This window comes from Pseudomonas taiwanensis DSM 21245, from assembly GCF_000425785.1.
In the GTDB taxonomy this organism is placed as follows: Bacteria; Pseudomonadota; Gammaproteobacteria; order Pseudomonadales; family Pseudomonadaceae; genus Aquipseudomonas; species Aquipseudomonas taiwanensis.
On the sequence record NZ_AUEC01000024.1, the window covers coordinates 55,438 to 76,865 of the forward strand.

Here is a 21,428-nt window from a genome sequence, read left to right on the forward strand (position 1 = left end):
GAGGTTTGCCGTGTTCGTCCTGGATTCGCGTTTGCAGCAGGATTCCCTCGTGCTGGGGGATTTCCCATTGTCCCGTGTGTTGCTGAGCAAGGATGCCAATTACCCTTGGTTCATCCTGGTGCCACGGCGCGAAGGTGTGAGCGAGCTGTTCAACCTCAGCACCGATGAGCAGGCCCAGTTGTGGAAGGAAACCACCTACCTGGCTGAAGTCCTCAAGGATGAGTTCGCTGGCGACAAGATGAATGTGGCCACGTTGGGTAACGTGGTCAGCCAGATGCACATGCACGTCATCGTACGCCGCCATGGCGATGCAGCCTGGCCGGCGCCGGTGTGGGGCAAGGTGCCTGCGATCGAGTACGGCCCAGGGCAGGTCGACGCCATACGCCAGCGCCTGCGTGCGCGGCTCGATGATCAATACCAGGAGGCCTGAAATGTCTGCCGAATCGCGCATCATCGAGCTGGAGACCCGTCAGGCGTTCCAGGATGACACCATTCAGGCATTGAATGATGTGGTGGTCGAGCAGGGGCGGGTGATCGAGCGCCTGCAGTTGCAGATGGCCGAGCTGATCAAGCGATACGAAGAAATGATCGGGCAATATGGTGGTGAAGGCGAAGAGGCGCCTCCGCCACATTATTGAAGGGCGGCCCTGGGGTGGCCAGGGCCGTGCACGGTCAGCGGCGGGTAACCGCGACCACGTCTTCGGCTTGCAGGCCCTTGTCGCGATGCATCACCGAAAACTCCACGCGCTGGCCTTCGACCAGAATGCGGTGGCCCTCGCCACGAATGGCGCGAAAGTGGACGAAGATGTCATCGCCCGAATCGCGGGAGATGAAGCCAAAGCCCTTCGAGGTATTGAACCACTTGACGGTGCCGGTATCGCGCTTGCCGCCTTCCAGGGGCGCCTGCTGGGTGCTGCGGGCTTTGCGGCCGCTGCGTGCGAAGCCAGCGGCCAGGTGCAGCGCGACGGCCAATGCCGCACAGACCAGGGCGGCCAGGTTGCCCATTTCCGGGCGTGCCAGCAGCGTCAGGGTCTGCAGCACCACGGCCACCACCAGCAGGGCGCAGGCCAGGTGTTGCAATTGCTGGCGAGCGCCTCGGTAGTACAGCGGTACGACCGGGGCGAGCAGCAGGTTGAGCAGGCCGAGCAGGGCGAGGTAGACCGCGTCGGGTTGTTGCAGGAAAGGTGTTGCATCGGTTTTCAGGCCAGGTATGAGCGACAGCAGCAAAGCCGCTACGCCCGTCACCAGATGGACGATCTTGAACATGGGTTGGCTCACAGTTGATAAGGCCGATCACAGGAAGAGCTGGCGGCACGGTGCGCATGAGGTGTAGAGCGCGAACACGTGGCAGGCCAGCCTATGCACCCGGCAATGACAATCCGCACGGGTGGCACCGTGCCTATTTAACAGCAAAGGCGGGGGCTTCTCAAACCGAGGGCGGTTGCCGTCGATCCATTGCCTTGTGTCACATGCGGGTTGGGGAAAGTGTTGGTACAGTGTTTCGGGCCCGCTTGTTCAACAAGCCATCATGGAAAAGGGGAACTTCATGGCAATCGATATCGGTATCTCTGAAGAAGATCGCAAATCCATCGTCGAAGGGCTTTCTCGCCTGTTGTCGGATACCTATGTGCTGTATCTGAAAACCCACAACTTTCACTGGAACGTCACCGGCCCGTCCTTCCGCACGTTGCACCTGATGTTCGAGGAGCAATACAACGAGTTGGCGCTGGCCGTCGATTCGATCGCCGAGCGCATTCGTGCCTTGGGCTTCCCTGCGCCCGGTTCCTATGCCTTTTACGCGCGACATTCGTCGATCAAGGAAGAAGAGGGCGTGCCAGCAGCGGACGAAATGATCCGGCAGCTGGTGCAGGGCCAGGAGGCGGTGGTGCGTACGGCGCGCAGCATTTTCCCGGTGGTGGACAAGGTCAGTGACGAGCCGACCGCCGACCTGCTGACTCAACGGATGCAGGTGCACGAGAAGACGGCCTGGATGTTGCGGGTGCTGTTGGACGGTAAATAGTCGTCTTATTGCGTCGGAATCCTGATAAAGCCCGGTTGTGCCCAGCGCAATCGGGCTTTGGCGTTTTGGCGGGAAACCCTTGCCGCTGCTTAGCGGTGGGTGTCGCGGGCTTCATTGGGGCTGAGTTCCCGTGGCAGTGGAGTGACCCGATGCAAGACACGACGCAAGCGATGAAGCGAGGGGGTAATCAAGGGCGCTGGCCAGGTCGGCAGTGCGTCGACCCGTTCAAGGCCGATTTCGACATGTTGCAGATCCAGCCGGTGTCCCGTTCGGTAAGGCTCAACGGATTTTCCACCTGCTTGCGCCTGGAGGCGGTCTACTGGCGCATCCTGGAGCGGATTGCCGCAGCCAATGGCTGTTCGGTCAGTGCTGTGCTGTCGTACGTGGACCGCGAGGTGCACCTGCGTCAGGGCGGGGTGAGGAACTTCAGTGGCCTGATTCGGGTGATCTGCGTCGCCTGGCTGCTTGAGCCGCCGAGCGGACGCTGATCGCCGGGCGGGCTGCGCAGCGCCTGTTAACCATATATAATCCCGCTTTTTGCTGCCCCGGCAGCCTGCGTTGTGGTTGACGAGAGACATCCATGCCCCTGTATGACTATCAATGTGAATCCTGCGATCACCGGATGGAGGTGTTGCAGAAGATCAGCGCCGCGCCGCTGACCGATTGCCCGGCGTGTCAGGCGCCTGCGTTGAAGAAGCTGCTGTCGGTGCCCGGTTTCCGCCTGAGCGGTAACGGTTGGTACGAAACCGACTTCAAGACCGGGGCAAAAAAGAATCTGGCAGGCGGCGACAAGGCCGACTGAGTTGAATTGCAGTAGTCGGGTCTTGCAGTATTAGCCCTCTGGGCGGTCAAGACCTCCACCGAATACACGAATCACGAGAAGCGAAACCACCATCATGATGCGCAGCCATTATTGCGGCCAACTGAACGAGAGCCTGGACGGCCAGGAAGTCACCCTTTGCGGCTGGGTCCATCGTCGCCGCGACCACGGCGGGGTGATCTTCCTCGATATCCGTGACCGCGAAGGCATGGCTCAGGTCGTGTTCGACCCGGATCGCGCCGAAACCTTCGCCGCTGCCGACCGCGTGCGCAGCGAGTATGTCGTGCAGATCACTGGCAAGGTACGCAAGCGTCCGGAAGGTGCGGTGAACGCCAACATGGCCTCCGGCGCCATCGAAATCCTCGGCTACCAGCTGAATGTGCTCAACGAAGCGGAAACCCCTCCCTTCCCGTTGAACGAATACTCCGACGTGGGCGAGGAAACCCGTCTGCGCTACCGCTTCATCGACCTGCGTCGTCCGGAAATGGCCGACAAGCTGCGCCTGCGTTCGCGCATCACCAGCAGCATTCGTCGCTTCCTCGACGAGAACGGCTTCCTCGACGTCGAAACCCCGATCCTCACCCGAGCCACGCCGGAAGGTGCGCGCGACTACCTGGTGCCGAGCCGTACCCACGCTGGCAGCTTCTTTGCCCTGCCGCAGTCGCCGCAGCTGTTCAAGCAGCTGCTGATGGTGGCCGGTTTCGACCGTTACTACCAAATTGCCAAGTGCTTCCGTGACGAGGACCTGCGTGCCGACCGTCAGCCGGAATTCACCCAGATCGACATCGAAACCAGCTTCCTGGACGAATCCGAGATCATGGGCCTCACCGAGAGCATGATCCGCAAGCTGTTCAAGGAAGTGCTGGACCTGGAGTTCGGCGAGTTCCCGCACATGACCTTCGAGGAGGCCATGCGTCGTTACGGTTCCGACAAGCCAGACCTGCGTATTCCGCTGGAGCTGGTCGACGTTGCCGATCAGCTCAAGGACGTCGACTTCAAAGTCTTCGCCGGCCCGGCCAACGATCCGAAGTGCCGCGTGACCGCCCTGCGCCTGCCTGGCGGTGCCAGCATGCCGCGCAGCAAGATCGACGAGTACACCAAGTTCGTGGGCATCTATGGTGCCAAGGGCCTGGCGTACATCAAGGTCAACGAGCGTGCCAAGGGCGTCGAAGGCCTGCAGTCGCCAATCGTCAAGAACATCCCTGAGGCCAACCTCAACGTGATCCTCGATCGCGTGGGTGCGGTCGACGGCGACATCGTGTTCTTCGGTGCCGACAAGTTCAAGATCGTCAGCGAAGCCCTGGGCGCGCTGCGTATCCGCCTGGGCCACGACTTCGAGCTGCTGACCTGCGAGTGGGCGCCGATGTGGGTGGTCGACTTCCCGATGTTCGAAGAGAACGAAGACGGCAGCTTCACCGCGTTGCATCACCCGTTCACCGCGCCGAAGTGCACCCCTGAAGAGCTCGAGGCCAACCCGGCCGGTGCGCTGTCCCGTGCCTACGACATGGTGCTCAACGGTACCGAACTGGGTGGCGGTTCGATCCGTATTCACCGCAAGGAAATGCAACAGGCGGTATTCCGCCTGCTGGGTATCGAGGCGGCAGAGCAGGAAGAGAAGTTCGGCTTCCTGCTCGACGCTCTGAAGTTCGGCGCACCGCCACACGGTGGTCTGGCCTTTGGTCTGGACCGTCTGGTCATGCTGATGACCGGCGCCCAGTCGATCCGTGAAGTGATCGCCTTCCCGAAAACCCAGAGCGCCGCGTGCGTCATGACCCAGGCCCCTGGCATGGTCGATGCCAAGGCACTGCGCGAGCTGCACATCCGTCTGCGCGAGCAGACCAAGGTCGAGTAAGCGGACCGCGGGCGCACCCGCAGGGTTGCGCCCATGCGCTTTTGCGCAAGATCACACGCGTTCCGCCCTACGGGGCGGAACTTGTTTCTGTATCAAGGATTTTGGAGTCGATATGGCTGGTCATTCCAAGTGGGCGAACATCAAGCACCGCAAAGAGCGCCAGGATGCCAAGAGAGGCAAGATCTTCACCAAGTGGATCCGCGAGCTGACGGTCGCCGCCAAGCAGGGCGGGCCTGATCCGGCCTCCAACCCGCGCCTGCGTCTGGCGTTGGACAAGGCGCTGGGCGCCAACATGAGCCGCGACATCATCGACCGGGCCGTGGCCCGTGGTGCTGGCACCAACGAAAGCGACAACGTCGAAGAACTCAGCTACGAAGGTTATGGCCCAGGTGGCGTGGCCATCATGGTCGAAGCCATGACCGACAATCGCAACCGCACCGCAGCGGCCGTTCGCCATGCCTTCACCAAATGTGGCGGCAACCTCGGTACCGATGGTTCGGTCGCGTACCTGTTCGAGCGCAAGGGGCAGATCAGCTTTGCCCCTGGCCTTGACGAGGATGCCCTGATGGAAGCGGCCATGGAGGCCGATGCCGATGACGTTGTGGCCAACGAAGACGGTTCGTTCGATGTGTTTACCTCGTTCAACAGCTTCTATGCCGTGCGTAACGCCTTGGAGGAAGCTGGCTTCAAGGCCGCCGATGCCGAGATCGTGATGCAGCCGACCACCAGCGCCGAACTGGACCAGGAGGGGGCCGAGAAGGTGCTCAAGCTGATAGACATGCTCGAAGACCTGGATGACGTACAGAACGTCTACTCCAATGCCGAGATTTCCGAAGAGATCCTGGAAAAACTTGGCTAAGGTGCCCTGGGCATCCGGGCCAGGCAGGTAGCTTTATTGGGGCCGCTGTGCAGCCCATCGCTGGCTTGCAGTGATGGGGCGCGCAGCGGCCCCAATGGTGTTTAAACATGGGCTTTGTACGACAGGCACTATGACTCTGATTCTTGGTATCGACCCCGGCTCGCGGATCACCGGTTACGGCGTGGTACGCCAAACCGCGCGTGGTTGCGAGTACGTGGCGTCGGGCTGCATCCGCACCGGCAGTGGCGAGCTGCATGAGCGATTGCAGATCGTCTTTCGTGGTGTCGGAGAAATCATCGCCCAGCACGGCCCGGTGACCATGGGGATCGAGCGGGTGTTCATGGCTCGCAATGCCGACTCGGCGCTCAAGCTTGGCCAGGCCCGTGGCGCGGCGATCGTTGCCGCCGCCGAGGCGGGTCTGGAAATCGCCGAGTACAGTGCCACCCAGGTCAAGCAGGCCGTTGCCGGTACCGGGGGGGCCAACAAGGAGCAGGTGATGATGATGGTCATGCATTTGCTCAAATTGACCCAGAAACCGCAGATCGATGCATCCGACGCACTGGCCATCGCCTTGTGTCATGCCCATACCCGCTCCAGCCTGGTGCCTCACGGCTTGGCGACGGCTCGGCGGCGTGGTGGACGCTTGCGTCTGTAAGCACTTCATGCGCTGATACACATTTTGCTCGGGTGAAACGTTCACCCGCTGCTTTTGCTGATAGGGTTGTGCGGTCTTTGATCGGCTCCCCGAGAGGAAGGATCGGAACGTGATTGGACGTTTGCGCGGCACCCTGGCGGAAAAACAGCCGCCGCACCTGATTATCGATGTCAATGGCGTGGGCTATGAGCTCGAAGTGCCGATGACCACCCTGTACCGTCTGCCCAAGGTGGGCGAGTCGGTCACCGTGCATACCCACCTGGTGGTGCGCGAGGATGCGCACCTGCTGTATGGGTTTCATGAAAAGCGCGAGCGTGAGCTGTTTCGCGAGCTGATTCGTCTCAATGGCGTAGGACCGAAGCTGGCGTTGGCCTTGATGTCTGGCCTTGAGGTCGACGAACTGGTGCGCTGTGTCCAGGCCCAGGACGCTTCGACGCTGGTGCGGGTGCCCGGCGTTGGCAAGAAGACCGCCGAGCGCTTGCTGGTCGAGCTCAAGGACCGGTTCAAGGCCTGGGAAACCTCGCCTGCGATGTTCACGCTCGTCTCCGATGGGCCGGTGCCGGTCAGCAGCGCCAATAACGCCGAGGCCGATGCGGTCAGTGCGCTGGTGTCTCTGGGCTACAAGCCTCAGGAGGCGAGCAAGGCGGTATCCGCCATCAAGGACAAGGCTGGCCTGAGTAGCGAAGAGCTGATTCGCCGTAGCCTGAAGGGGATGATTACCAAGTGATCGAAGCCGACCGCTTGATCGCCGCCACTGGCCGCGACCGTGAAGAAGTCCAGGACCGGGCGATTCGCCCGCTGCGGCTGGATGAATACATCGGCCAGCCCGTCGTGCGCGAGCAGATGTCCCTGTTCATCCAGGCTGCTCGCGGTCGCCACGAGTCGCTGGATCACACCCTGATTTTTGGTCCGCCCGGGCTGGGCAAGACCACCCTGGCCAATATCATTGCCCATGAGATGGGCGTATCGGTCAAAAGTACCTCGGGCCCTATTCTCGAGCGGCCGGGTGACCTGGCAGCCATGCTGACCAACCTTGAACCTCATGACGTACTGTTCATCGACGAAATCCACCGGCTGTCGCCAGTGGTCGAAGAAGTGCTGTATCCGGCCATGGAAGACTTCCAGCTCGACATCATGATCGGCGAAGGGCCTGCCGCCCGCTCGATCAAGCTCGACCTGCCGCCGTTCACCCTGGTCGGTGCCACCACCCGTGCCGGCATGCTCACCAACCCGCTGCGCGATCGCTTCGGTATCGTTCAGCGTCTGGAGTTCTACAGCAACCAGGACCTGGCCACCATCGTCAGTCGGTCGGCCAGCATCCTCGGGCTTTCGATCGAGGACCAGGGTGCCTTCGAAATTGCCCGGCGTGCCCGTGGCACGCCGCGTATCGCCAACCGACTGCTACGCCGGGTGCGCGACTACGCCGAAGTGCGTGGCAAGGGGCAGATCACCAAGGCCGTGGCCGACTTGGCGTTGAACCTGCTGGATGTCGACGAGCGTGGTTTCGACCACTCCGACCGCCGCCTGCTGCTGACCATGATCGAGAAGTTCGACGGCGGTCCTGTGGGCGTGGACAACCTGGCGGCGGCCATCAGCGAAGAGCGCCACACCATCGAGGATGTGCTCGAGCCTTACCTGATCCAGCAAGGCTATATCATGCGCACCCCGCGCGGGCGCGTAGTCACGCGGCATGCCTACCTGCATTTCGGTCTGAACGTGCCCGGAAGGCTGGGGGAGGGGGGCGATTATTGCGAGCCAGGCGATGAATGACAGATCGAATCCCGCTTTTCGTGGTCCTACCGCTGGCATGCCGCAGGGTTGCTGGCAATCAGACATTATTTAAGAAAAAACAGTTGCTACAGCGGATTGGCAAGCTGAGGAGTAAGCACTAGAGTATGCGCGCGCAAAATGGCCTGGAACCGTTCGCACACCGTTGTCGCGTCTATTACGAGGACACCGATGCCGGTGGCGTGGTGTATTACGTCAATTATCTGAAATTCATGGAGCGTGCGCGCACGGAGCGGTTGCGCCACCTGGGCTTTTCCCAGGCGCAGCTGGCCGGAGAAAACCTCCTGTTCGTGGTCCACTCCAGCGAAGCACGCTATCACGCGCCGGCGCGCCTGGACGACGAGCTCCGGGTCACCGCGCAAGTACTTGAACTCAATCGCGCCAGTCTGCGTTTCGTACAGCAGGTCTGGCGGGAAAAGGATGAAACGCTGCTCTGCGAGGGGCAGTTCCTGGTGGCCGCCGTGCGCGCCGACACTTTCAAACCCCGGGCCATTCCCCCAGAGCTGCGTGACGCCTTCCTGGCGGACGGCACGGGTACTCAATCGAATGCAGGAGAATAAGCGTGGAAGCTAACGTCGTCGACCATACCTCCATGTGGAGTCTGGTCAGCAATGCCAGCATCGTGGTGCAGTTGGTCATGCTGGCCTTGGTGGCTGCCTCGGTCACTTCATGGATCATGATCTTCCAGCGCAGCACCATGCTGCGTGCCGGTCGTCGTGCGCTGGATGCTTTCGAGGAGCGTTTCTGGTCGGGTATCGATCTGTCCAAGCTCTATCGCCAGGCTGGCAGCAACCCCGATCCTGACTCCGGTGTTGAACAGGTCTTTCGTGCCGGTTTCAAAGAGTTCTCGCGTCTGCGCCAGCAACCTGGCGTCGACCCGGATGCAGTGATGGAAGGCGTTGGCCGTGCCATGCGCGTTGCCATCTCCCGCGAGGAAGAAAAGCTCGAGCAGAGCCTGCCGTTCCTGGCCACCGTCGGTTCCACCAGCCCGTACATCGGCCTGTTCGGTACCGTATGGGGCATCATGAACTCCTTCCGTGGCCTGGCCAGCGCCCAGCAGGCCACCTTGGCCACTGTCGCTCCTGGTATCGCCGAGGCCCTGATCGCCACCGCAATCGGCCTGTTCGCCGCAATTCCTGCGGTCATCGCCTACAACCGTTTTGCTGCCCGCAGTGAAGTGCTGATCGGCCGTTACTACACCTTCGCCGACGAGTTCCAGGCGATCCTGCACCGTAAAGTGCACACCAGCGAAGAGTAAGCAGGTAGAAGCCCATGGCCCGAGTTCGCCACAAACGCAAGCCGGTCGCCGAGATGAACGTGGTGCCCTACATCGACGTGATGCTGGTGCTGCTGGTTATCTTCATGGTGACGGCCCCCATGCTCAACCAGGGCGTGAAGGTCGACCTGCCCAAGGTTTCCAGTGAAGCCTTGCCGCAGGACAACAACGTCCAGATCCTGACCATCTCCATCAAGGCCGACAAAACCTACTACTGGAACCTCGGCAGCGAAGTCGACACCGACAAGCAGATGGACAAGGCCATGACCCTGCCGGAAATGACCAGTGCGGTGACCAAGATCATCGCCGCCGGTCGCGACCAGGGCAAACAGACCCAGGTCTTCATTCGTGGCGACAAGGCTGTCGACTACGGCGCCGTCATGGGCGCCATGGGCGGGTTGCAGAAGGCCGGTGTCGGTAACGTTGGCCTGATTACCGAGGCGCCCTGATGCAGCAGCGAGAGCCATCCGCCTCGGAAAGCTACTTCTGGCCCAGCATCTGGGCCATCGGCCTGCATGTGCTGGTGTTCGCCATGCTGTTCGTCAGCTTTGCGATGACGCCTGAGCTGCCGCCTTCCAAGCCGATCGTCCAGGCGACCCTGTACCAGCTCAAATCCAAGAGCCAGGCGACCACCCAGACCAATCAGAAGATTGCCGGGGAAGCGAAGAAAACCGCTTCGCGCCAGACCGAGGTCGAGCAGCTGGAGCAGAAGAAGGTCGAGCAGGAGGCCATAAAGGCCGCGGAACAAAAGAAAGCCGACGCCGCTCAAAAGGCCGAAGAGGCCCGCGAAGCCGCCGAGGCCAAGAAGGCCGAAGAGGCTGCCAAGGCTGCCGAGGCCAAGAAAGCCGCCGAAGCCAAGAAGGCTGAAGAAGCGAAGAAAGCCGCTGAGAAACAGCAGGCTGACATCGCCAAGAAAAAGGCAGAGGAAGAGGCCAAGAAGCAGGCCGAGGAAGAAGCCAAGAAACAAGCCGCTGAGGAGGCCAAGAAAAAGGCCGCCGAGGAGGCGAAGAAGAAAGCAGCCGAGGACGCCAAGAAGAAAGCGGCGGCCGAGGAAGCGAAGAAGAAGGCAGCTGAAGAGGCCAAGAAAAAGGCCGCGGCAGATGCCCAGAAGAAGAAGGCACAGGAAGCGGCTCGCAAGGCGGCGGAAGACAAGAAAGCCCAGGCATTGGCCGAGCTGTTGTCCGACACCACCGAGCGGCAGCAGGCCCTGGCCGACGAGCAGGGGGACCAGGTGGCCGGCGATTTCGACGACCTGATTCGTATGCGCGCGGCCGAAGGCTGGGCGCGTCCACCTTCTGCGCGCAAAGGCATGACGGTAGTCCTGCAGATCAGCATGCTGCCGGATGGCACCATTACCGGCGTCAGTGTGGCTCGCTCCAGTGGAGACGGTCCATTCGACAGTTCGGCGGTGGCAGCAGTGAAGAACATCGGTCGCTTGACCGAAATGCAGGGCTTGAAGCCGAACGAGTTCAATCCGTACCGTTCGTTCAAGATGACATTTACACCTGAGGATCTTGCGTTGTGATTAAACTCCTTCGAGGAATGCTGGTCATGCTCTGCTGCGTGGCTGGCATGGCCATGGCAGAGGAAAAGAACATCCTGGTCACCAGCGGCAGCGACAGGGCTACGCCCATCGCGGTTGTGCCGTTCGGTCTGCAGGGTGGTAGCGTGCTGCCGGAAGACATGGCCGATATCATTGGTAACGACCTGCGCAACTCTGGCTACTACGCGCCAATTCCACGGCAGAACATGATCAGCCAGCCGACCCAGGCCAGCGAAGTGATCTTCCGTGACTGGAAAGCCCTTGGTGCCCAGTACGTCATGGTTGGCAGCATCGTGCCGTCGGGCGGGCGCCTGCAGGTTCAATACGCACTGTTCAACGTCGCCACCGAGCAGCAAGTGCTGACCGGCAGCGTCGCGGGCGGTGTCGACCAGTTGCGCGACATGTCCCACTACATCGCCGACCAGTCGTTCGAGAAGCTCACCGGCATCAAGGGTGCATTCTCCACCCGCATGCTGTACGTGACCGCTGAGCGCTTCTCGGCCAACAACACCCGCTACACCCTGCAGCGTTCGGACTACGATGGTGCCCGCGCTGTGACCCTGCTGCAGTCGCGCGAGCCGATCCTGTCGCCGCGCTTCGCACCGGATGGCAAACGCATCGCCTATGTCTCGTTCGAGCAGAAGCGTCCGCGTATCTTCATCCAGCACATCGATACCGGTCGCCGCGAACAGGTCACCAACTTCGAGGGTCTGAACGGTGCACCAGCCTGGTCCCCGGATGGCACCCGCCTGGCCTTCGTACTTTCGAAGGATGGCAATCCGGACATTTATGTGATGAACGTTGCCTCGCGCCAGATCAGCCGCGTCACCGCCGGCCCGGGTATCAATACCGAACCGTTCTGGGGTAAAGATGGCAACACCCTGTACTTCACCTCCGACCGTGGCGGCAAACCGCAGATCTACAAGCAGTCGGTCAGCGGTGGTGGTGCCGAGCGCGTAACTTTCGTGGGTAACTACAACGCCAACCCGAAACTTTCGGCCGATGAAAAGACCTTGGTGATGATTCACCGTCAGCAGGGTTTCACCAACTTCAAAGTGGCTGCCCAGGATCTGCAACGTGGAAGTGTAAAGATTCTCTCCGAGACCAGTCTTGATGAGTCTCCCACTGTTGCGCCAAACGGCACCATGCTAATCTACGCCACCCGCCAGCAGGGCCGGGGAGTCTTGATGCTCGTGTCGCTTAATGGACGCGTGAGGCTCCCACTTCCTACCGCTCAAGGCGAAGTCAGAGAACCGTCCTGGTCCCCTTACCTGAACTGATTGCGGCGTAATACTTTTGCTTAACACACTGGGGTTTCATTAGGAGTTTCACGATGGAAATGCTGAAGTTTGGTAAATTTGCTGCGCTGGCTCTGGCCATGGCCGTAGCTGTAGGTTGCTCCTCGAAAGGCGGCGACAACGCTGGTGAAGGCGCTGTTGACCCGAACGCTGGCTACGGTGCCAACACTGGCGCTGTCGACGGCTCCCTGAGCGAAGAAGCCGCCCTGCGCGCAATCACCACCTTCTACTTCGAATACGACAGCTCGGATCTGAAGCCAGAAGCCATGCGCGCCCTGGACGTTCACGCCAAGGACCTGAAAGCCAACGGCAACCGCGTTGTTCTGGAAGGCAACACCGACGAGCGCGGCACCCGCGAGTACAACATGGCTCTGGGTGAGCGTCGTGCCAAGGCCGTTCAGCGCTACCTGGTTCTGCAGGGCGTTTCCCCTGCTCAACTGGAACTGGTCTCCTACGGCGAAGAGCGTCCGGTTGCCACTGGCAACGACGAGCAGTCCTGGGCTCAGAACCGTCGCGTAGAACTGCGTAAGTAAGTTCTCATGCGTATGTGCCGCCGTGTAGTAACCGTCCTCGCACTCAGCCTGCCGCTTGCGGCTTGGGCTGAGGTTCCTGTAGTAGATGACAACGCAGGTGCTTACCCACCTTCGGGTTATGGCACGAGCGGCGCCTATGCCGGGGCAGGGGCTTCGACCCCTGCCTCTGCACAGGGCCAGCTGTTCATGCAGCTGCAACAGATGCAGGATCAGATTTCCCGCCAGCAGGGCATCATCGAAGAGTTGCAGAACGATGTGGCCCGCATGAAGCAGGAAAACCTGGAGCGTTACCAGGATCTGGACCGTCGCATCAACAGTGGCGCCGCGCCAGCCGCGACCCCTGACAATTCTTCTACCGGCGGTGCACCTGGTGCCGCCGCCGGTGCTGCAGCAGGTGCCGCTGGCGCTGCTGCGCAACAACCGGCCGCCAGTAGCGAACCGGGTGATCCGGCGAAAGAGAAGCTGTATTACGATGCCGCTTTCGACCTGATCAAGCAGAAGGACTTCGACAAGGCTGCACAAGCCTTCGGCGCCTTCCTTCGCAAGTACCCCAACAGTCAGTACGCCGGCAATGCCCAGTATTGGCTGGGTGAGGTGAACTTGGCCAAGGGCGATCTGCAGGCTGCCAGCCAGGCCTTCGCCCAGGTTGGCCAGAAGTACCCCAAGCACAGCAAGGTGCCGGATTCGCTGTACAAACTGGCTGATGTCGAGCGCCGTATGGGGCATACCGACAAGGTCAAGGGCATCCTCCAGCAAGTCATCAGCCAGTACCCAGGCACATCCGCCGCGCAACTGGCCCAGCGTGACCTGCAGAAGCTCTAAGCTGCAATGCTTGAAAGAAACCCGCGCTTGCCGCGGGTTTTTTCGTTAGAATCAATGCCCTTTTTTCGTAAACACGCTGCTGCGGATAACGCCATGTCGAGTCCGCAACAGTGCCTGACGGAGGCGGACAGCCTGTTTAGCTGTCACGCCCGTGGCGATCATGCAAGACACATTACGCATCACCGAAGTCTTTTACTCTTTGCAGGGTGAAACGCGAACGGCTGGGCTGCCCACAGTATTCGTGCGCCTTACCGGTTGTCCCCTGCGTTGCCAGTACTGCGACAGTGCCTACGCCTTCAGTGGCGGCACCGTCCGCACCCTCGACGACATTCTCGAGCAGGTGGCCGGTTACAAGCCGCGTTACGTCTGTGTAACCGGTGGCGAGCCGTTGGCCCAGCCCAACGCCTTGCCGCTGCTGCAGCGGCTGTGCGATGCCGGCTACGAAGTCTCCCTCGAGACCAGCGGTGCCCTGGATATCGCCGGCACCGATACCCGCGTCAGCCGTGTAGTCGACCTCAAGACGCCCGGCTCGGAGGAGTCTCACCGAAACCGTTACGAGAACATCGAGCACCTGACCCACAATGACCAGGTCAAGTTCGTCATCTGCTCTCGCGAGGACTATGACTGGGCGGTTTCCAAGCTCATTCAGTACAACCTCGCTGAACGTGCCGGGGAAGTGTTGTTCTCACCAAGTCATCACCAGGTGAGCGCCACCGACCTTGCGGACTGGATCGTAGCCGACAACCTGCCCGTGCGCTTCCAGCTGCAGCTGCACAAGCTGCTGTGGAACGACGAACCCGGACGTTGATTGAAGGAGTAGCAGTACATGAGTGAGAAACGCGCGGTAATTCTGCTGTCCGGCGGCCTGGATTCGGCCACGGTGGTGGCCATGGCCAAGGCCGAGGGCTACAGCTGCTATACCATGAGCTTCGATTACGGCCAGCGCCACCGTGCCGAGCTTAACGCAGCCGCTCGCGTAGCGCGGGACCTGGGTGTCGTCGAACATAAGGTCATCGGCCTGAACCTTGATGGTATTGGCGGTTCGGCCCTGACCGACAGCAGCATCGATGTGCCGGAAACCCCGGGCGAGGGCATTCCGGTGACCTACGTGCCGGCTCGCAATACGGTGTTCCTGTCGCTGGCGCTGGGTTGGGCTGAAGTGCTCGAAGCGCGCGATATCTTTATTGGTGTGAACGCGGTGGACTATTCCGGCTATCCCGATTGCCGCCCTGAGTTCGTCGAAGCGTTCGAGCGCATGGCCAACCTTGCCACCAAGGCTGGTGTAGAGGGGCAGGGCTTCCGTATCCAGGCGCCACTGCAGAACATGAGCAAGGCACAGATCGTCCAGGCGGGTCTTGCTCGCGGCGTGGACTACAGCCTCACCGTGTCCTGCTACCAGGCCGACGATGACGGCCGTGCCTGTGGCAAATGCGACAGCTGCCGCCTGCGTGCCGAGGGCTTCAAGGCCGCCGGTGTACAGGACCCGACGCGATATTTTTAAAAAATTTTGCGATGGGGTGTTGATTTCCCGTTAGAAATCAGTATTATACGCGCCATCCAACGGGTCGTTAGCTCAGTTGGTAGAGCAGTTGGCTTTTAACCAATTGGTCGTAGGTTCGAATCCTACACGACCCACCATATTCACAGCAGTCCGCGAGTACAGGAAACACGGCTTCACTAAGCCATACCTGGTCATGCTGCTGTATGAGGCACCCAAGCCTCACTTAGATGTGTTGAAAAGCCCACCTTCTATGGTGGGCTTTTTCGTTCTAGCATTCATGAACGATCCGTGACCCTTTTTGGACGACGCATGCTTATCATCCGCCCCGCTGTGCCGGAAGATGCGCCACTTCTGCCCGCCATAGAAACTTCCGCCGCTCAATCCTTTCGCCTGATCGATCAGCTGAGTTGGCTGGCTGAGTCGCCTCCGATGTCCGTAGAGCGTCATCGCCAACTCATTGCACAGTCGACCTGCTGGGTTGCAATCGATGCCGAACATCGACCGCAAGGATTTCTCAGCGCTGAGCGCCACGGCAATGAACTTCACATCCATGAAGTATCGGTGGACCAATCGATGCAAGGTCAGGGTATAGGGCGGCATCTGATCGAAGCGGCGAAGGATCACGCGCGGTCACACAGACTTGGTTTCGTCACGCTTACGACATTCACGAGCGTGCCGTGGAACGCCCCCTTTTACGCCCGCCTGGGCTTTGAGGCCAAGGCCCCCAAAGACCTTGATCAGCGGCTGGCGGCGATACTGAGCGAGGAGTACAAGCACGGATTCGCGCCGGAAAGTCGCTGTGCCATGGTATGGCCGGTGGCCTGAACACGAACCTTTCAAGGCTCCTTCACTCCATTGCGGACGTTCACTGCGCGGTGCGTTTGGCGACTTTCAATCTTGAGTACGTTGCCTGCGGTAGACCGGCGCTGTTTTCGATAATCTTGAGAAACGCCTCCGTATCGTCAAGAGGAAGGCTTCTCAGGAATTCGAGGTCAAGGTTCCACCATTCGCTTTGGAGAAGTCGCTCAATGGTTTCGGCGCTGTGGCGGTATCTGATGATCTTCGCTGGGTTTCCCCCCACGATTGCGTAGGGTGGCACGTCGCGGGTCACCAAGGCTCTTGTCGCAATGATTGCCCCTGTACCGACATTCACGCCCTCCAACACGGTGGCGCCGTGCCCGATCCAAACGTCGTGTCCTACGGTGGTCCAGGATAGTTGGGGGGAGTAGGACAATGCTCCGGTCTCGTATTGAAACGGGTGTGTGCTCACCCAGTCCATTGGGTGCGTGTGTTTCTCCTGGCCAAGCGTGCAGTCAGACCCAATGGAGCAAAAGCGGCCAATTTCGGCGATCAAGGATAATTTGGTCCCGCTTCTGATGTAGGTATGCGCACCAATCGACAACGAAGGGGGCTCCACTCGGATGTGTCCTAGCTTGACACCCTCCTCGATGGATGCGCTGGCGCGGGAGGCGAAGGAATCTGGCCCCCCGGCTGCCTTGCCTCCCATTTTTCGGAATGCTTTCTTGAATTTTTTTTCTCTGAAGATTTTGAGCATGGCGCTGTTCGCATCGGGAAGGTATTGGGCGATGAGGTATCGCGCCCCATTGTCCGCAGCTTTTGCAGCGTGCTCAATCCCGTCAGTGGAAAGACGGCGTCGAAAAAAATCACGTGGGCAGATCGGCTTGCCGGTGGTCGCCCCATAGCGCGCCTTACTCCGCCCACTCCTTGTCCCCGGTAAACACCACCGTCAGCCAGCGATCCGGCCCTTCGCCGCCAATCGCATTGCCCACCTCATCGCGCAGTGCGTCCCATTCGGCAATGGTCTTGGCCCCCATGTCCGGTGGCACGATGAAGAACAGTTCGATCTCTCGCGAGCGTCCGACCTTGGCCACGTAGGCGCGGTACGACTGCAGGCCGTGAAGGGCGACGAAGTGCTTGGCCACCTCATCGACATGCAGTTTCAGGTCGCTGGGGGTGACCAGGAAGATCTCCGACAGCGCCTGGCGGATCACCGACAGTGGCAGCGGAATGATCACCAGGCAGACCAGGCCCAGCACCGCCGGGTCGATGTATGGCGACATCCATTCCCAGGCAGTGCCCTGAACGGAGTAGCCGAAGCAGAAGGCGATCAACAGGGCCGCGGTGATGCTCGCCGACATGATCCAGCCTTTGACGTCCATGCGCACGAAGTCCGAGCCGAGCTTGCGATTGGCGCGGGCTTCGATCATGGCAATGGTGACGCAGGCGATCACGGTAAGCACCGCGTAGATGATCGCGATGTCGAACTCCAGATGGCGTCCGCCTTCCAGCAGGCTGAGCACTGCGTTGATCAAAGCATAGATGGCCACGCTGCACAGCAGGATGCCGTTGAGCGCCAGCACCATCGGTTCCAGGTGCCAGAAGCCCATGGTGAAGCGCTCGCGCAGCTTGCGCGACATATGCAGGGTGGTGGTATGGGAGGTGATCAGCTTGACCACCACCAGTGACAGCCCGCTCATGCTGGCGTCGACCAGCGAATAGACGCCATCGAAGACGATCGAGAACGAGCCGGAGGCTACGCCGAACGCGATACCGATGGTGGCGATGAACAGGGTGACAGCAATAGAGGCCCGCAGCAGGCCCTGTTCGCTGGTCAGGTCGAAGAATGGGGTTTTGTTGGGTGCATCCATGGTCATGGCTCGATCAGAAAGGGCGGGTCTTGCGTTGGCCTTGTCGCCGGCTTGCCGGCGATGGGGCCTTTACAGGCTAGACGCGGAATTGTTCCATCAGTGCCTGTTGCTGGTTAGCCAGCCGGTTCAGCGCCTGGCTGATCCGCGCCGACTCGTCGGCCTGGCCCGACAGCGACTCGGTAACGTCGCGAATGCCCGCCACGTTACGGTTCACCTCCTCGGCCACGGCGCTCTGCTCCTCGGCAGCCGAGGCGATCTGCAGGTTCATGTCGCTGATCACGGCCACCGCCTCGCCGATACGCTGCAGTGCCGGTAATGCCTGTTCCATGTGCGTGGCGCTGGTCTGGGCCTGGCGCTGGCCTTCATGCATGGCGCCCACCACATCCTGGGTGCCTTGCTGCAGGCCTTCGATCACCTGGCGGATCTCTTCCACCGACACCTGGGTGCGTTGCGCCAGGCTGCGCACTTCGTCGGCCACCACCGCAAAGCCACGGCCGGCTTCGCCCGCGCGGGCCGCTTCGATGGCGGCGTTGAGGGCCAGCAGGTTGGTTTGCTCGGCAATGGCGCGGATCACCTCCAGCACCGAGCCGATCTGCTCGCTGCGGCTCTCCAGGTTGCGGGCTTCGATCATGGCCGCGTCCATGTCGGCGGCCAGCTGGTCGATGGTCTGGCGTGTGCTGGCAACGAGTTGCAGCCCTTCGCGGCTGGCCTGGTCTGCGCCCCGGGCGGCTTGGGCAGCCTGGGCCGCGTTATGGGCGACATCCTGCGCGGTGGCACTCATTTCGTTGGCGGCGGTGGCCACCTGTTCGATTTCCCTTTGCTGTTGCTGCATGCCATCGCTGGTCTGGCTGGCAATGGCGGCAGACTGGTCGGCGGTCCCGCGAGCTTCCTGCAGCGACCCTTTGACCTGGGCGATCACCGGCTGAAGCTTGTCGAGGAAACGATTGAACCAGCCAGTGAGCTGGCCCAGTTCATCCTGGCGGGCATAGTCCAGGCGCCGGGTCAGGTCGCCTTCACCGCTGGCGATGTCTTGCAGGCGTGCTGCCACGGCGAGAATCGGTCGGGTAACGCCGCGGGCGGTCAGCCATACCAGCAACAGGCCGATCACCGCGGCGCCCAGGCCGATCAGCAGGCTGGTGAGATTGGCACTTTGATTGTGCCCGTCCAGGCGCTTGTTCAGGGCTACTGCCGGGGCTTGCAGCACCGCCTCGGGCAACTCTAGCAGCACCTGCCAGGGCGCGGCATTGGGAATGGGGGCGAAGCTGCGGGCAATGCGCAGCAAGCCGTCGGCAGGGGTTTGGCTCAGAGGTTTGGACAGCTGGCTGCTGTCGCGACTGTTGCCGGCCTGCAGGCCGGCCGGGCTGACGATGCTGACCTGGCCCTGGCCATCGAACAGCTCCTTGCGGCCCGCGAGGGCCAGTTGCTGGAGGTTGTCCAAGCCGATGTCCAGGCCGATCACGCCCACCACCTTGCCGTTCTCCAGTAGGGGCAGGGCGATGCTGGTCATCAGCACCTGTCGGCCGTTGACTTCGTCGAAGTAAGGGTCCAGCACACAGGGCTTGGCGGTTTCTAGCGGGCAGGTCAGCCAGCGGTTGCTGGGGAAGCCGGCGACGCCCAGGGTGGTGTCCGCCAGCATCGACTCGGGCATGGCTTCCAGTTCCAGCGTGCCGGGGCGCGGCTGCGACCAGTACATCGAGAATCGGCCAGCGTCGTTACTGCCCTCGTTGCTGCGGGCGATGTGCTGGGTGTCCTGATTGTCCAGTGCATTGGGCTGGAACACCAGGTACAGGCCGAACAGATCCGGGTTGGCCGCCAGGGCAGCCTTGGCCTGTTGGGTGAGGGCCGGGCGCAGGTCGGCGTCGCCGCGCGCCTTGAGCACCTGCACCAGGCGGGCGAAACCATTGCCGTACTGATAGGCGTCCATGAAGTAGCGCTGGATGCGCAATGCCTGGGTCTCGGCGTGGGCTTGCAGGCGCAGGCGCGCGCTGTGGTCGAGCATTTCGGTGTTGGCCTGGTTTACCAGCGCCGCGCTGCGGCGGGCCTGGGTCAGCGAGGTCGATACCAGCAATGCAACGATAACCAGCAGGCACAGGCCGGCGAGCAGGGTGATCTTCCACTGGATAGAGAGGCGGCGCAGCGGCATGGGGCTTTCCTTTTCGATCAATGGCAACGCCCGCGATCAGGCGCGGGCGTTGTCGGGGGCAAGCGTCATTCAGCGATGTAGTTCGGTGGCGCAACCCGGAACGCCTTGGTCAGCCAGGCCAGGTGCAGCAGGCCAAGCAGCGCCCAGATACCGCCGAACATCAGCGAGTGCTCGTTCAGGTCGAGCCACAGCTTGGCGATGATGCAGAAGCCAATGGTCGGCAGGACCAGGTACTTCATCTGGTTGGCCAGCCCCTGACGGTTGCCTTCGCGCAGGTAGCAGTGGCTGATCACCGACAAGTTGACGAAGCTGAACGCGACCAGTGCGCCGAAGTTGATGATCGACGTCGCGGTGACCAGGTCGAAGAAGATCGCCGACAACGAGATCAGGCCAACCACGGCGATGTTGACCACCGGGGTCTTGTAGCGGGAGTGCAGGCGGGCGAACACACCGCTTGGAATCACGTTGTCGCGGCCCATCACGTACAACAGGCGCGAGACGCTGGTCTGCGAGGCCAGGCCCGAGGCGATGGTGTTGATCACGGTGCAAGCGATGAAGATCGACTGGAACAGCTTGCCGCCGACGTACAGGGCGATTTCCGGCAAGGCTGCTTCCGGGTCATGGAAGCGTGCGTTGTTCGGGAAGTAAGCCTGCATGAAGTATGAAACGGTGATGAACACCACGCCGCCAATCAGTGCGGTAAGGAAGATCGCCCGAGGGATGATCTTGCCCGGCTCTTTGGTTTCCTCGGACAGGCAGGTGACCGCGTCGAAGCCCAGGAACGAGAAGCACAGGATGGTCGCACCGGCTGCCAGGGCGCTGAACTGGGTCTGGGCGTCGGTGAACGGTGTCAGGCTCCAGGTGGTGCCCACGCCTTCGCCCTGGCTCAGGCCGCGTACGCAGAGGTAGACGAACACCGACATGATTGCCAGTTGTACCACCACGAACAGCAGGTTGAAGTGTGCCACCAGGTTGATGCTGCGCATGTTGATCAGGCTGATCAGGCTGACGAAGCCAGCCACCCACATCCACTCCGGCACTTCCGGGAACATCGCCGACAGGTACAGCTTGGCCAGCAGCGCGTTGACCATTGGCAGCAGCAAGTAGTCCAGCAGCGACGACCAACCCACCAGGAAGCCAACATGCGGGTTGATCGCGCGTTGGGTGTAGGTGTAGGCCGAGCCCGACTGAGGGAAGCGTCGCACCAGGGTGCCATAGCTCACGGCGGTGAACAGCACGCCCAACAGTGCGAGGATGTAGGCGCTGGGTACATGCCCGGAGGTAATCCCTGAAACGATGCCGAACGTGTCGAAAACGGTCATCGGTGTCAGGTAGGCGAGGCCGATGATCACCACATGCCAGAGACGCAGGGACTTGCGGAACTGGTGGCTGCCGGAGGCGCTGTGGTCAGTCTGCATGCTGGCATGGCTCCTGCGGCTGGGCGTGGACGGCGTGCGCGGCGAGCTGCGCGTGCGGCAAGGGCGAGCGGGTGGGCTCCATGTTGTTCACCTTTATTGTGTGGAGCAGGAAGAGGCGCGGACGGGCGCCGGTGTCGGGTATGGCGGGTCCTGGGGCTAGGACGGTGGTGCGTGAGGATGGGTGCAAAAAGGCATGATCACGACGCGACTTTTCTTCTTTGTGGATCGGGC

Annotated in this window: 25 protein-coding genes, 1 tRNA gene and 1 pseudogene; 21 read left to right on the forward strand and 6 right to left on the reverse strand. The window is 61.2% G+C overall.

Translation table 11 applies throughout. The annotated features are described in order from the left end of the window. The first annotated feature begins 10 nt into the window (after positions 1-10). Together H620_RS0111645 and H620_RS0111650 are read left to right on the forward strand one after the other, a co-directional pair. Positions 11-430 carry an HIT family protein gene (locus H620_RS0111645; RefSeq protein ID WP_027907397.1) on the forward strand — a complete coding sequence of 140 codons (420 nt, stop codon included), beginning with the start codon at positions 11-13 and terminating at the stop codon, positions 428-430. A gap of 1 nt (position 431) precedes the next feature. Next, complete coding sequence (locus tag H620_RS0111650; RefSeq protein WP_027907398.1) at positions 432-638, forward strand: SlyX family protein; 207 nt, start codon at positions 432-434, stop codon at positions 636-638. A 34-nt stretch (positions 639-672) separates the two neighbouring features. Here the strand turns inward: H620_RS0111650 and H620_RS27585 are convergent, their stop codons facing one another. Continuing rightward, on the reverse strand, positions 673-1,266 hold the full coding sequence (locus tag H620_RS27585) for a cold-shock protein (RefSeq protein WP_027907399.1): 594 nt from the start codon (positions 1,264-1,266) through the stop codon (positions 673-675). Between the two features lie 280 nt (positions 1,267-1,546). On the opposite strand from H620_RS27585, the gene H620_RS0111660 reads away from it, so the two are divergent. The 19 genes from H620_RS0111660 to H620_RS0111750 all read left to right on the forward strand — a co-directional run bounded on the left by H620_RS0111660 (position 1,547) and on the right by H620_RS0111750 (position 15,792). Beyond that, entirely contained in the window at positions 1,547-2,020 is a 474-nt protein-coding gene (locus H620_RS0111660; protein WP_023381917.1) for a Dps family protein, read from the forward strand. 149 nt (positions 2,021-2,169) lie between these two features. Continuing rightward, positions 2,170-2,508, forward strand: a complete 339-nt coding sequence (locus tag H620_RS0111665; RefSeq protein ID WP_023381916.1) for a ribbon-helix-helix domain-containing protein — start codon at positions 2,170-2,172, stop codon at positions 2,506-2,508. A 92-nt stretch (positions 2,509-2,600) separates the two neighbouring features. Beyond that, positions 2,601-2,822 (forward strand): FmdB family zinc ribbon protein, encoded by a 222-nt coding sequence (locus tag H620_RS0111670; protein ID WP_023381915.1) that lies wholly within the window; start codon positions 2,601-2,603, stop codon positions 2,820-2,822. 94 nt (positions 2,823-2,916) lie between these two features. Continuing rightward, positions 2,917-4,692, forward strand: coding sequence for an aspartate--tRNA ligase (gene aspS, locus H620_RS0111675; protein WP_027907400.1), 1,776 nt, complete (start codon positions 2,917-2,919; stop codon positions 4,690-4,692). Positions 4,693-4,804: 112 nt separating this feature from the next. Then, on the forward strand, positions 4,805-5,551 hold the full coding sequence (locus H620_RS0111680; protein ID WP_027907401.1) for a YebC/PmpR family DNA-binding transcriptional regulator: 747 nt from the start codon (positions 4,805-4,807) through the stop codon (positions 5,549-5,551). Positions 5,552-5,681: 130 nt separating this feature from the next. Then, positions 5,682-6,206 carry a crossover junction endodeoxyribonuclease RuvC gene (gene ruvC / locus H620_RS0111685; protein WP_004375291.1) on the forward strand — a complete coding sequence of 175 codons (525 nt, stop codon included), beginning with the start codon at positions 5,682-5,684 and terminating at the stop codon, positions 6,204-6,206. A gap of 109 nt (positions 6,207-6,315) precedes the next feature. Further along, positions 6,316-6,933, forward strand: a complete 618-nt coding sequence (gene ruvA, locus H620_RS0111690; protein WP_023381912.1) for a Holliday junction branch migration protein RuvA — start codon at positions 6,316-6,318, stop codon at positions 6,931-6,933. After that, entirely contained in the window at positions 6,930-7,976 is a 1,047-nt protein-coding gene (ruvB, locus tag H620_RS0111695) for a Holliday junction branch migration DNA helicase RuvB (RefSeq protein WP_023381911.1), read from the forward strand. The genes ruvA and ruvB overlap by 4 nt, the downstream gene beginning before the upstream one ends. A gap of 125 nt (positions 7,977-8,101) precedes the next feature. Next, positions 8,102-8,554, forward strand: coding sequence for a tol-pal system-associated acyl-CoA thioesterase (gene ybgC / locus H620_RS0111700; protein WP_023381910.1), 453 nt, complete (start codon positions 8,102-8,104; stop codon positions 8,552-8,554). 2 nt (positions 8,555-8,556) lie between these two features. Beyond that, on the forward strand, positions 8,557-9,252 hold the full coding sequence (tolQ, locus tag H620_RS0111705; RefSeq protein WP_023381909.1) for a protein TolQ: 696 nt from the start codon (positions 8,557-8,559) through the stop codon (positions 9,250-9,252). A 14-nt stretch (positions 9,253-9,266) separates the two neighbouring features. Beyond that, positions 9,267-9,719: a protein TolR gene (tolR, locus tag H620_RS0111710; protein WP_012315816.1), complete on the forward strand. Its 453-nt coding sequence runs from the start codon at positions 9,267-9,269 to the stop codon at positions 9,717-9,719. Next, positions 9,719-10,795, forward strand: coding sequence for a cell envelope integrity protein TolA (gene tolA, locus H620_RS0111715; RefSeq protein WP_023381908.1), 1,077 nt, complete (start codon positions 9,719-9,721; stop codon positions 10,793-10,795). The genes tolR and tolA overlap by 1 nt, the downstream gene beginning before the upstream one ends. Positions 10,796-10,821: 26 nt before the next feature. Next, the gene (gene tolB / locus H620_RS0111720; protein ID WP_041925740.1) at positions 10,822-12,093 is read left to right on the forward strand and encodes a Tol-Pal system beta propeller repeat protein TolB; all 1,272 of its coding nucleotides are present in this window, start codon (positions 10,822-10,824) and stop codon (positions 12,091-12,093) included. A gap of 53 nt (positions 12,094-12,146) precedes the next feature. After that, positions 12,147-12,644 carry a peptidoglycan-associated lipoprotein Pal gene (gene pal / locus H620_RS0111725; RefSeq protein WP_023381906.1) on the forward strand — a complete coding sequence of 166 codons (498 nt, stop codon included), beginning with the start codon at positions 12,147-12,149 and terminating at the stop codon, positions 12,642-12,644. Between the two features lie 6 nt (positions 12,645-12,650). After that, positions 12,651-13,466, forward strand: a complete 816-nt coding sequence (ybgF, locus tag H620_RS0111730; RefSeq protein ID WP_027907403.1) for a tol-pal system protein YbgF — start codon at positions 12,651-12,653, stop codon at positions 13,464-13,466. Between the two features lie 160 nt (positions 13,467-13,626). After that, positions 13,627-14,274 (forward strand): 7-carboxy-7-deazaguanine synthase QueE, encoded by a 648-nt coding sequence (gene queE / locus H620_RS0111735; protein WP_023381895.1) that lies wholly within the window; start codon positions 13,627-13,629, stop codon positions 14,272-14,274. An 18-nt stretch (positions 14,275-14,292) separates the two neighbouring features. Next, positions 14,293-14,967: a 7-cyano-7-deazaguanine synthase QueC gene (queC, locus tag H620_RS0111740; RefSeq protein WP_023381894.1), complete on the forward strand. Its 675-nt coding sequence runs from the start codon at positions 14,293-14,295 to the stop codon at positions 14,965-14,967. A 61-nt stretch (positions 14,968-15,028) separates the two neighbouring features. Further along, positions 15,029-15,104: transfer RNA gene (locus H620_RS0111745), tRNA-Lys, on the forward strand. Between the two features lie 172 nt (positions 15,105-15,276). Then, positions 15,277-15,792, forward strand: coding sequence for a GNAT family N-acetyltransferase (locus H620_RS0111750; RefSeq protein ID WP_049818777.1), 516 nt, complete (start codon positions 15,277-15,279; stop codon positions 15,790-15,792). Positions 15,793-15,832: 40 nt separating this feature from the next. On the opposite strand, the gene H620_RS0111755 is transcribed toward H620_RS0111750, so the two are convergent. The 5 genes and pseudogenes from H620_RS0111755 to H620_RS0111770 form a co-directional block, all read right to left on the reverse strand. Beyond that, complete coding sequence (locus tag H620_RS0111755; RefSeq protein WP_023381885.1) at positions 15,833-16,522, reverse strand: CatB-related O-acetyltransferase; 690 nt, start codon at positions 16,520-16,522, stop codon at positions 15,833-15,835. A 154-nt stretch (positions 16,523-16,676) separates the two neighbouring features. Continuing rightward, the gene (locus tag H620_RS0111760; RefSeq protein WP_027907405.1) at positions 16,677-17,636 is read right to left on the reverse strand and encodes a cation diffusion facilitator family transporter; all 960 of its coding nucleotides are present in this window, start codon (positions 17,634-17,636) and stop codon (positions 16,677-16,679) included. Positions 17,637-17,712: 76 nt separating this feature from the next. Beyond that, positions 17,713-18,468: a methyl-accepting chemotaxis protein gene (locus H620_RS27785; protein WP_371919402.1), complete on the reverse strand. Its 756-nt coding sequence runs from the start codon at positions 18,466-18,468 to the stop codon at positions 17,713-17,715. Between the two features lie 102 nt (positions 18,469-18,570). Beyond that, a pseudogene (locus tag H620_RS27790) lies at positions 18,571-19,779 on the reverse strand (cache domain-containing protein); the annotation flags it as partial. Between the two features lie 65 nt (positions 19,780-19,844). Continuing rightward, entirely contained in the window at positions 19,845-21,197 is a 1,353-nt protein-coding gene (locus H620_RS0111770) for an APC family permease (protein WP_023381882.1), read from the reverse strand. Positions 21,198-21,428: the final 231 nt, after the last annotated feature.

Coding starts and splice junctions, on each gene's coding strand:
- H620_RS0111650 (WP_027907398.1), top strand. CDS start 432: ATGTCTGCCGAATCGCGCATCATCGAGCTGGAGACCCGTCAGGCGTTC.
- H620_RS27585 (WP_027907399.1), bottom strand. CDS start 1,266: ATGTTCAAGATCGTCCATCTGGTGACGGGCGTAGCGGCTTTGCTGCTG.
- H620_RS0111660 (WP_023381917.1), top strand. CDS start 1,547: ATGGCAATCGATATCGGTATCTCTGAAGAAGATCGCAAATCCATCGTC.
- H620_RS0111665 (WP_023381916.1), top strand. CDS start 2,170: ATGCAAGACACGACGCAAGCGATGAAGCGAGGGGGTAATCAAGGGCGC.
- H620_RS0111670 (WP_023381915.1), top strand. CDS start 2,601: ATGCCCCTGTATGACTATCAATGTGAATCCTGCGATCACCGGATGGAG.
- aspS (WP_027907400.1), top strand. CDS start 2,917: ATGATGCGCAGCCATTATTGCGGCCAACTGAACGAGAGCCTGGACGGC.
- H620_RS0111680 (WP_027907401.1), top strand. CDS start 4,805: ATGGCTGGTCATTCCAAGTGGGCGAACATCAAGCACCGCAAAGAGCGC.
- ruvC (WP_004375291.1), top strand. CDS start 5,682: ATGACTCTGATTCTTGGTATCGACCCCGGCTCGCGGATCACCGGTTAC.
- ybgC (WP_023381910.1), top strand. CDS start 8,102: ATGCGCGCGCAAAATGGCCTGGAACCGTTCGCACACCGTTGTCGCGTC.
- tolR (WP_012315816.1), top strand. CDS start 9,267: ATGGCCCGAGTTCGCCACAAACGCAAGCCGGTCGCCGAGATGAACGTG.
- tolA (WP_023381908.1), top strand. CDS start 9,719: ATGCAGCAGCGAGAGCCATCCGCCTCGGAAAGCTACTTCTGGCCCAGC.
- tolB (WP_041925740.1), top strand. CDS start 10,822: ATGCTCTGCTGCGTGGCTGGCATGGCCATGGCAGAGGAAAAGAACATC.
- pal (WP_023381906.1), top strand. CDS start 12,147: ATGGAAATGCTGAAGTTTGGTAAATTTGCTGCGCTGGCTCTGGCCATG.
- ybgF (WP_027907403.1), top strand. CDS start 12,651: ATGCGTATGTGCCGCCGTGTAGTAACCGTCCTCGCACTCAGCCTGCCG.
- queE (WP_023381895.1), top strand. CDS start 13,627: ATGCAAGACACATTACGCATCACCGAAGTCTTTTACTCTTTGCAGGGT.
- queC (WP_023381894.1), top strand. CDS start 14,293: ATGAGTGAGAAACGCGCGGTAATTCTGCTGTCCGGCGGCCTGGATTCG.
- H620_RS0111750 (WP_049818777.1), top strand. CDS start 15,277: ATGCTTATCATCCGCCCCGCTGTGCCGGAAGATGCGCCACTTCTGCCC.
- H620_RS0111755 (WP_023381885.1), bottom strand. CDS start 16,522: ATGCTCAAAATCTTCAGAGAAAAAAAATTCAAGAAAGCATTCCGAAAA.
- H620_RS0111760 (WP_027907405.1), bottom strand. CDS start 17,636: ATGGATGCACCCAACAAAACCCCATTCTTCGACCTGACCAGCGAACAG.
- H620_RS27785 (WP_371919402.1), bottom strand. CDS start 18,468: ATGCAGCAACAGCAAAGGGAAATCGAACAGGTGGCCACCGCCGCCAAC.
- H620_RS0111770 (WP_023381882.1), bottom strand. CDS start 21,197: ATGCAGACTGACCACAGCGCCTCCGGCAGCCACCAGTTCCGCAAGTCC.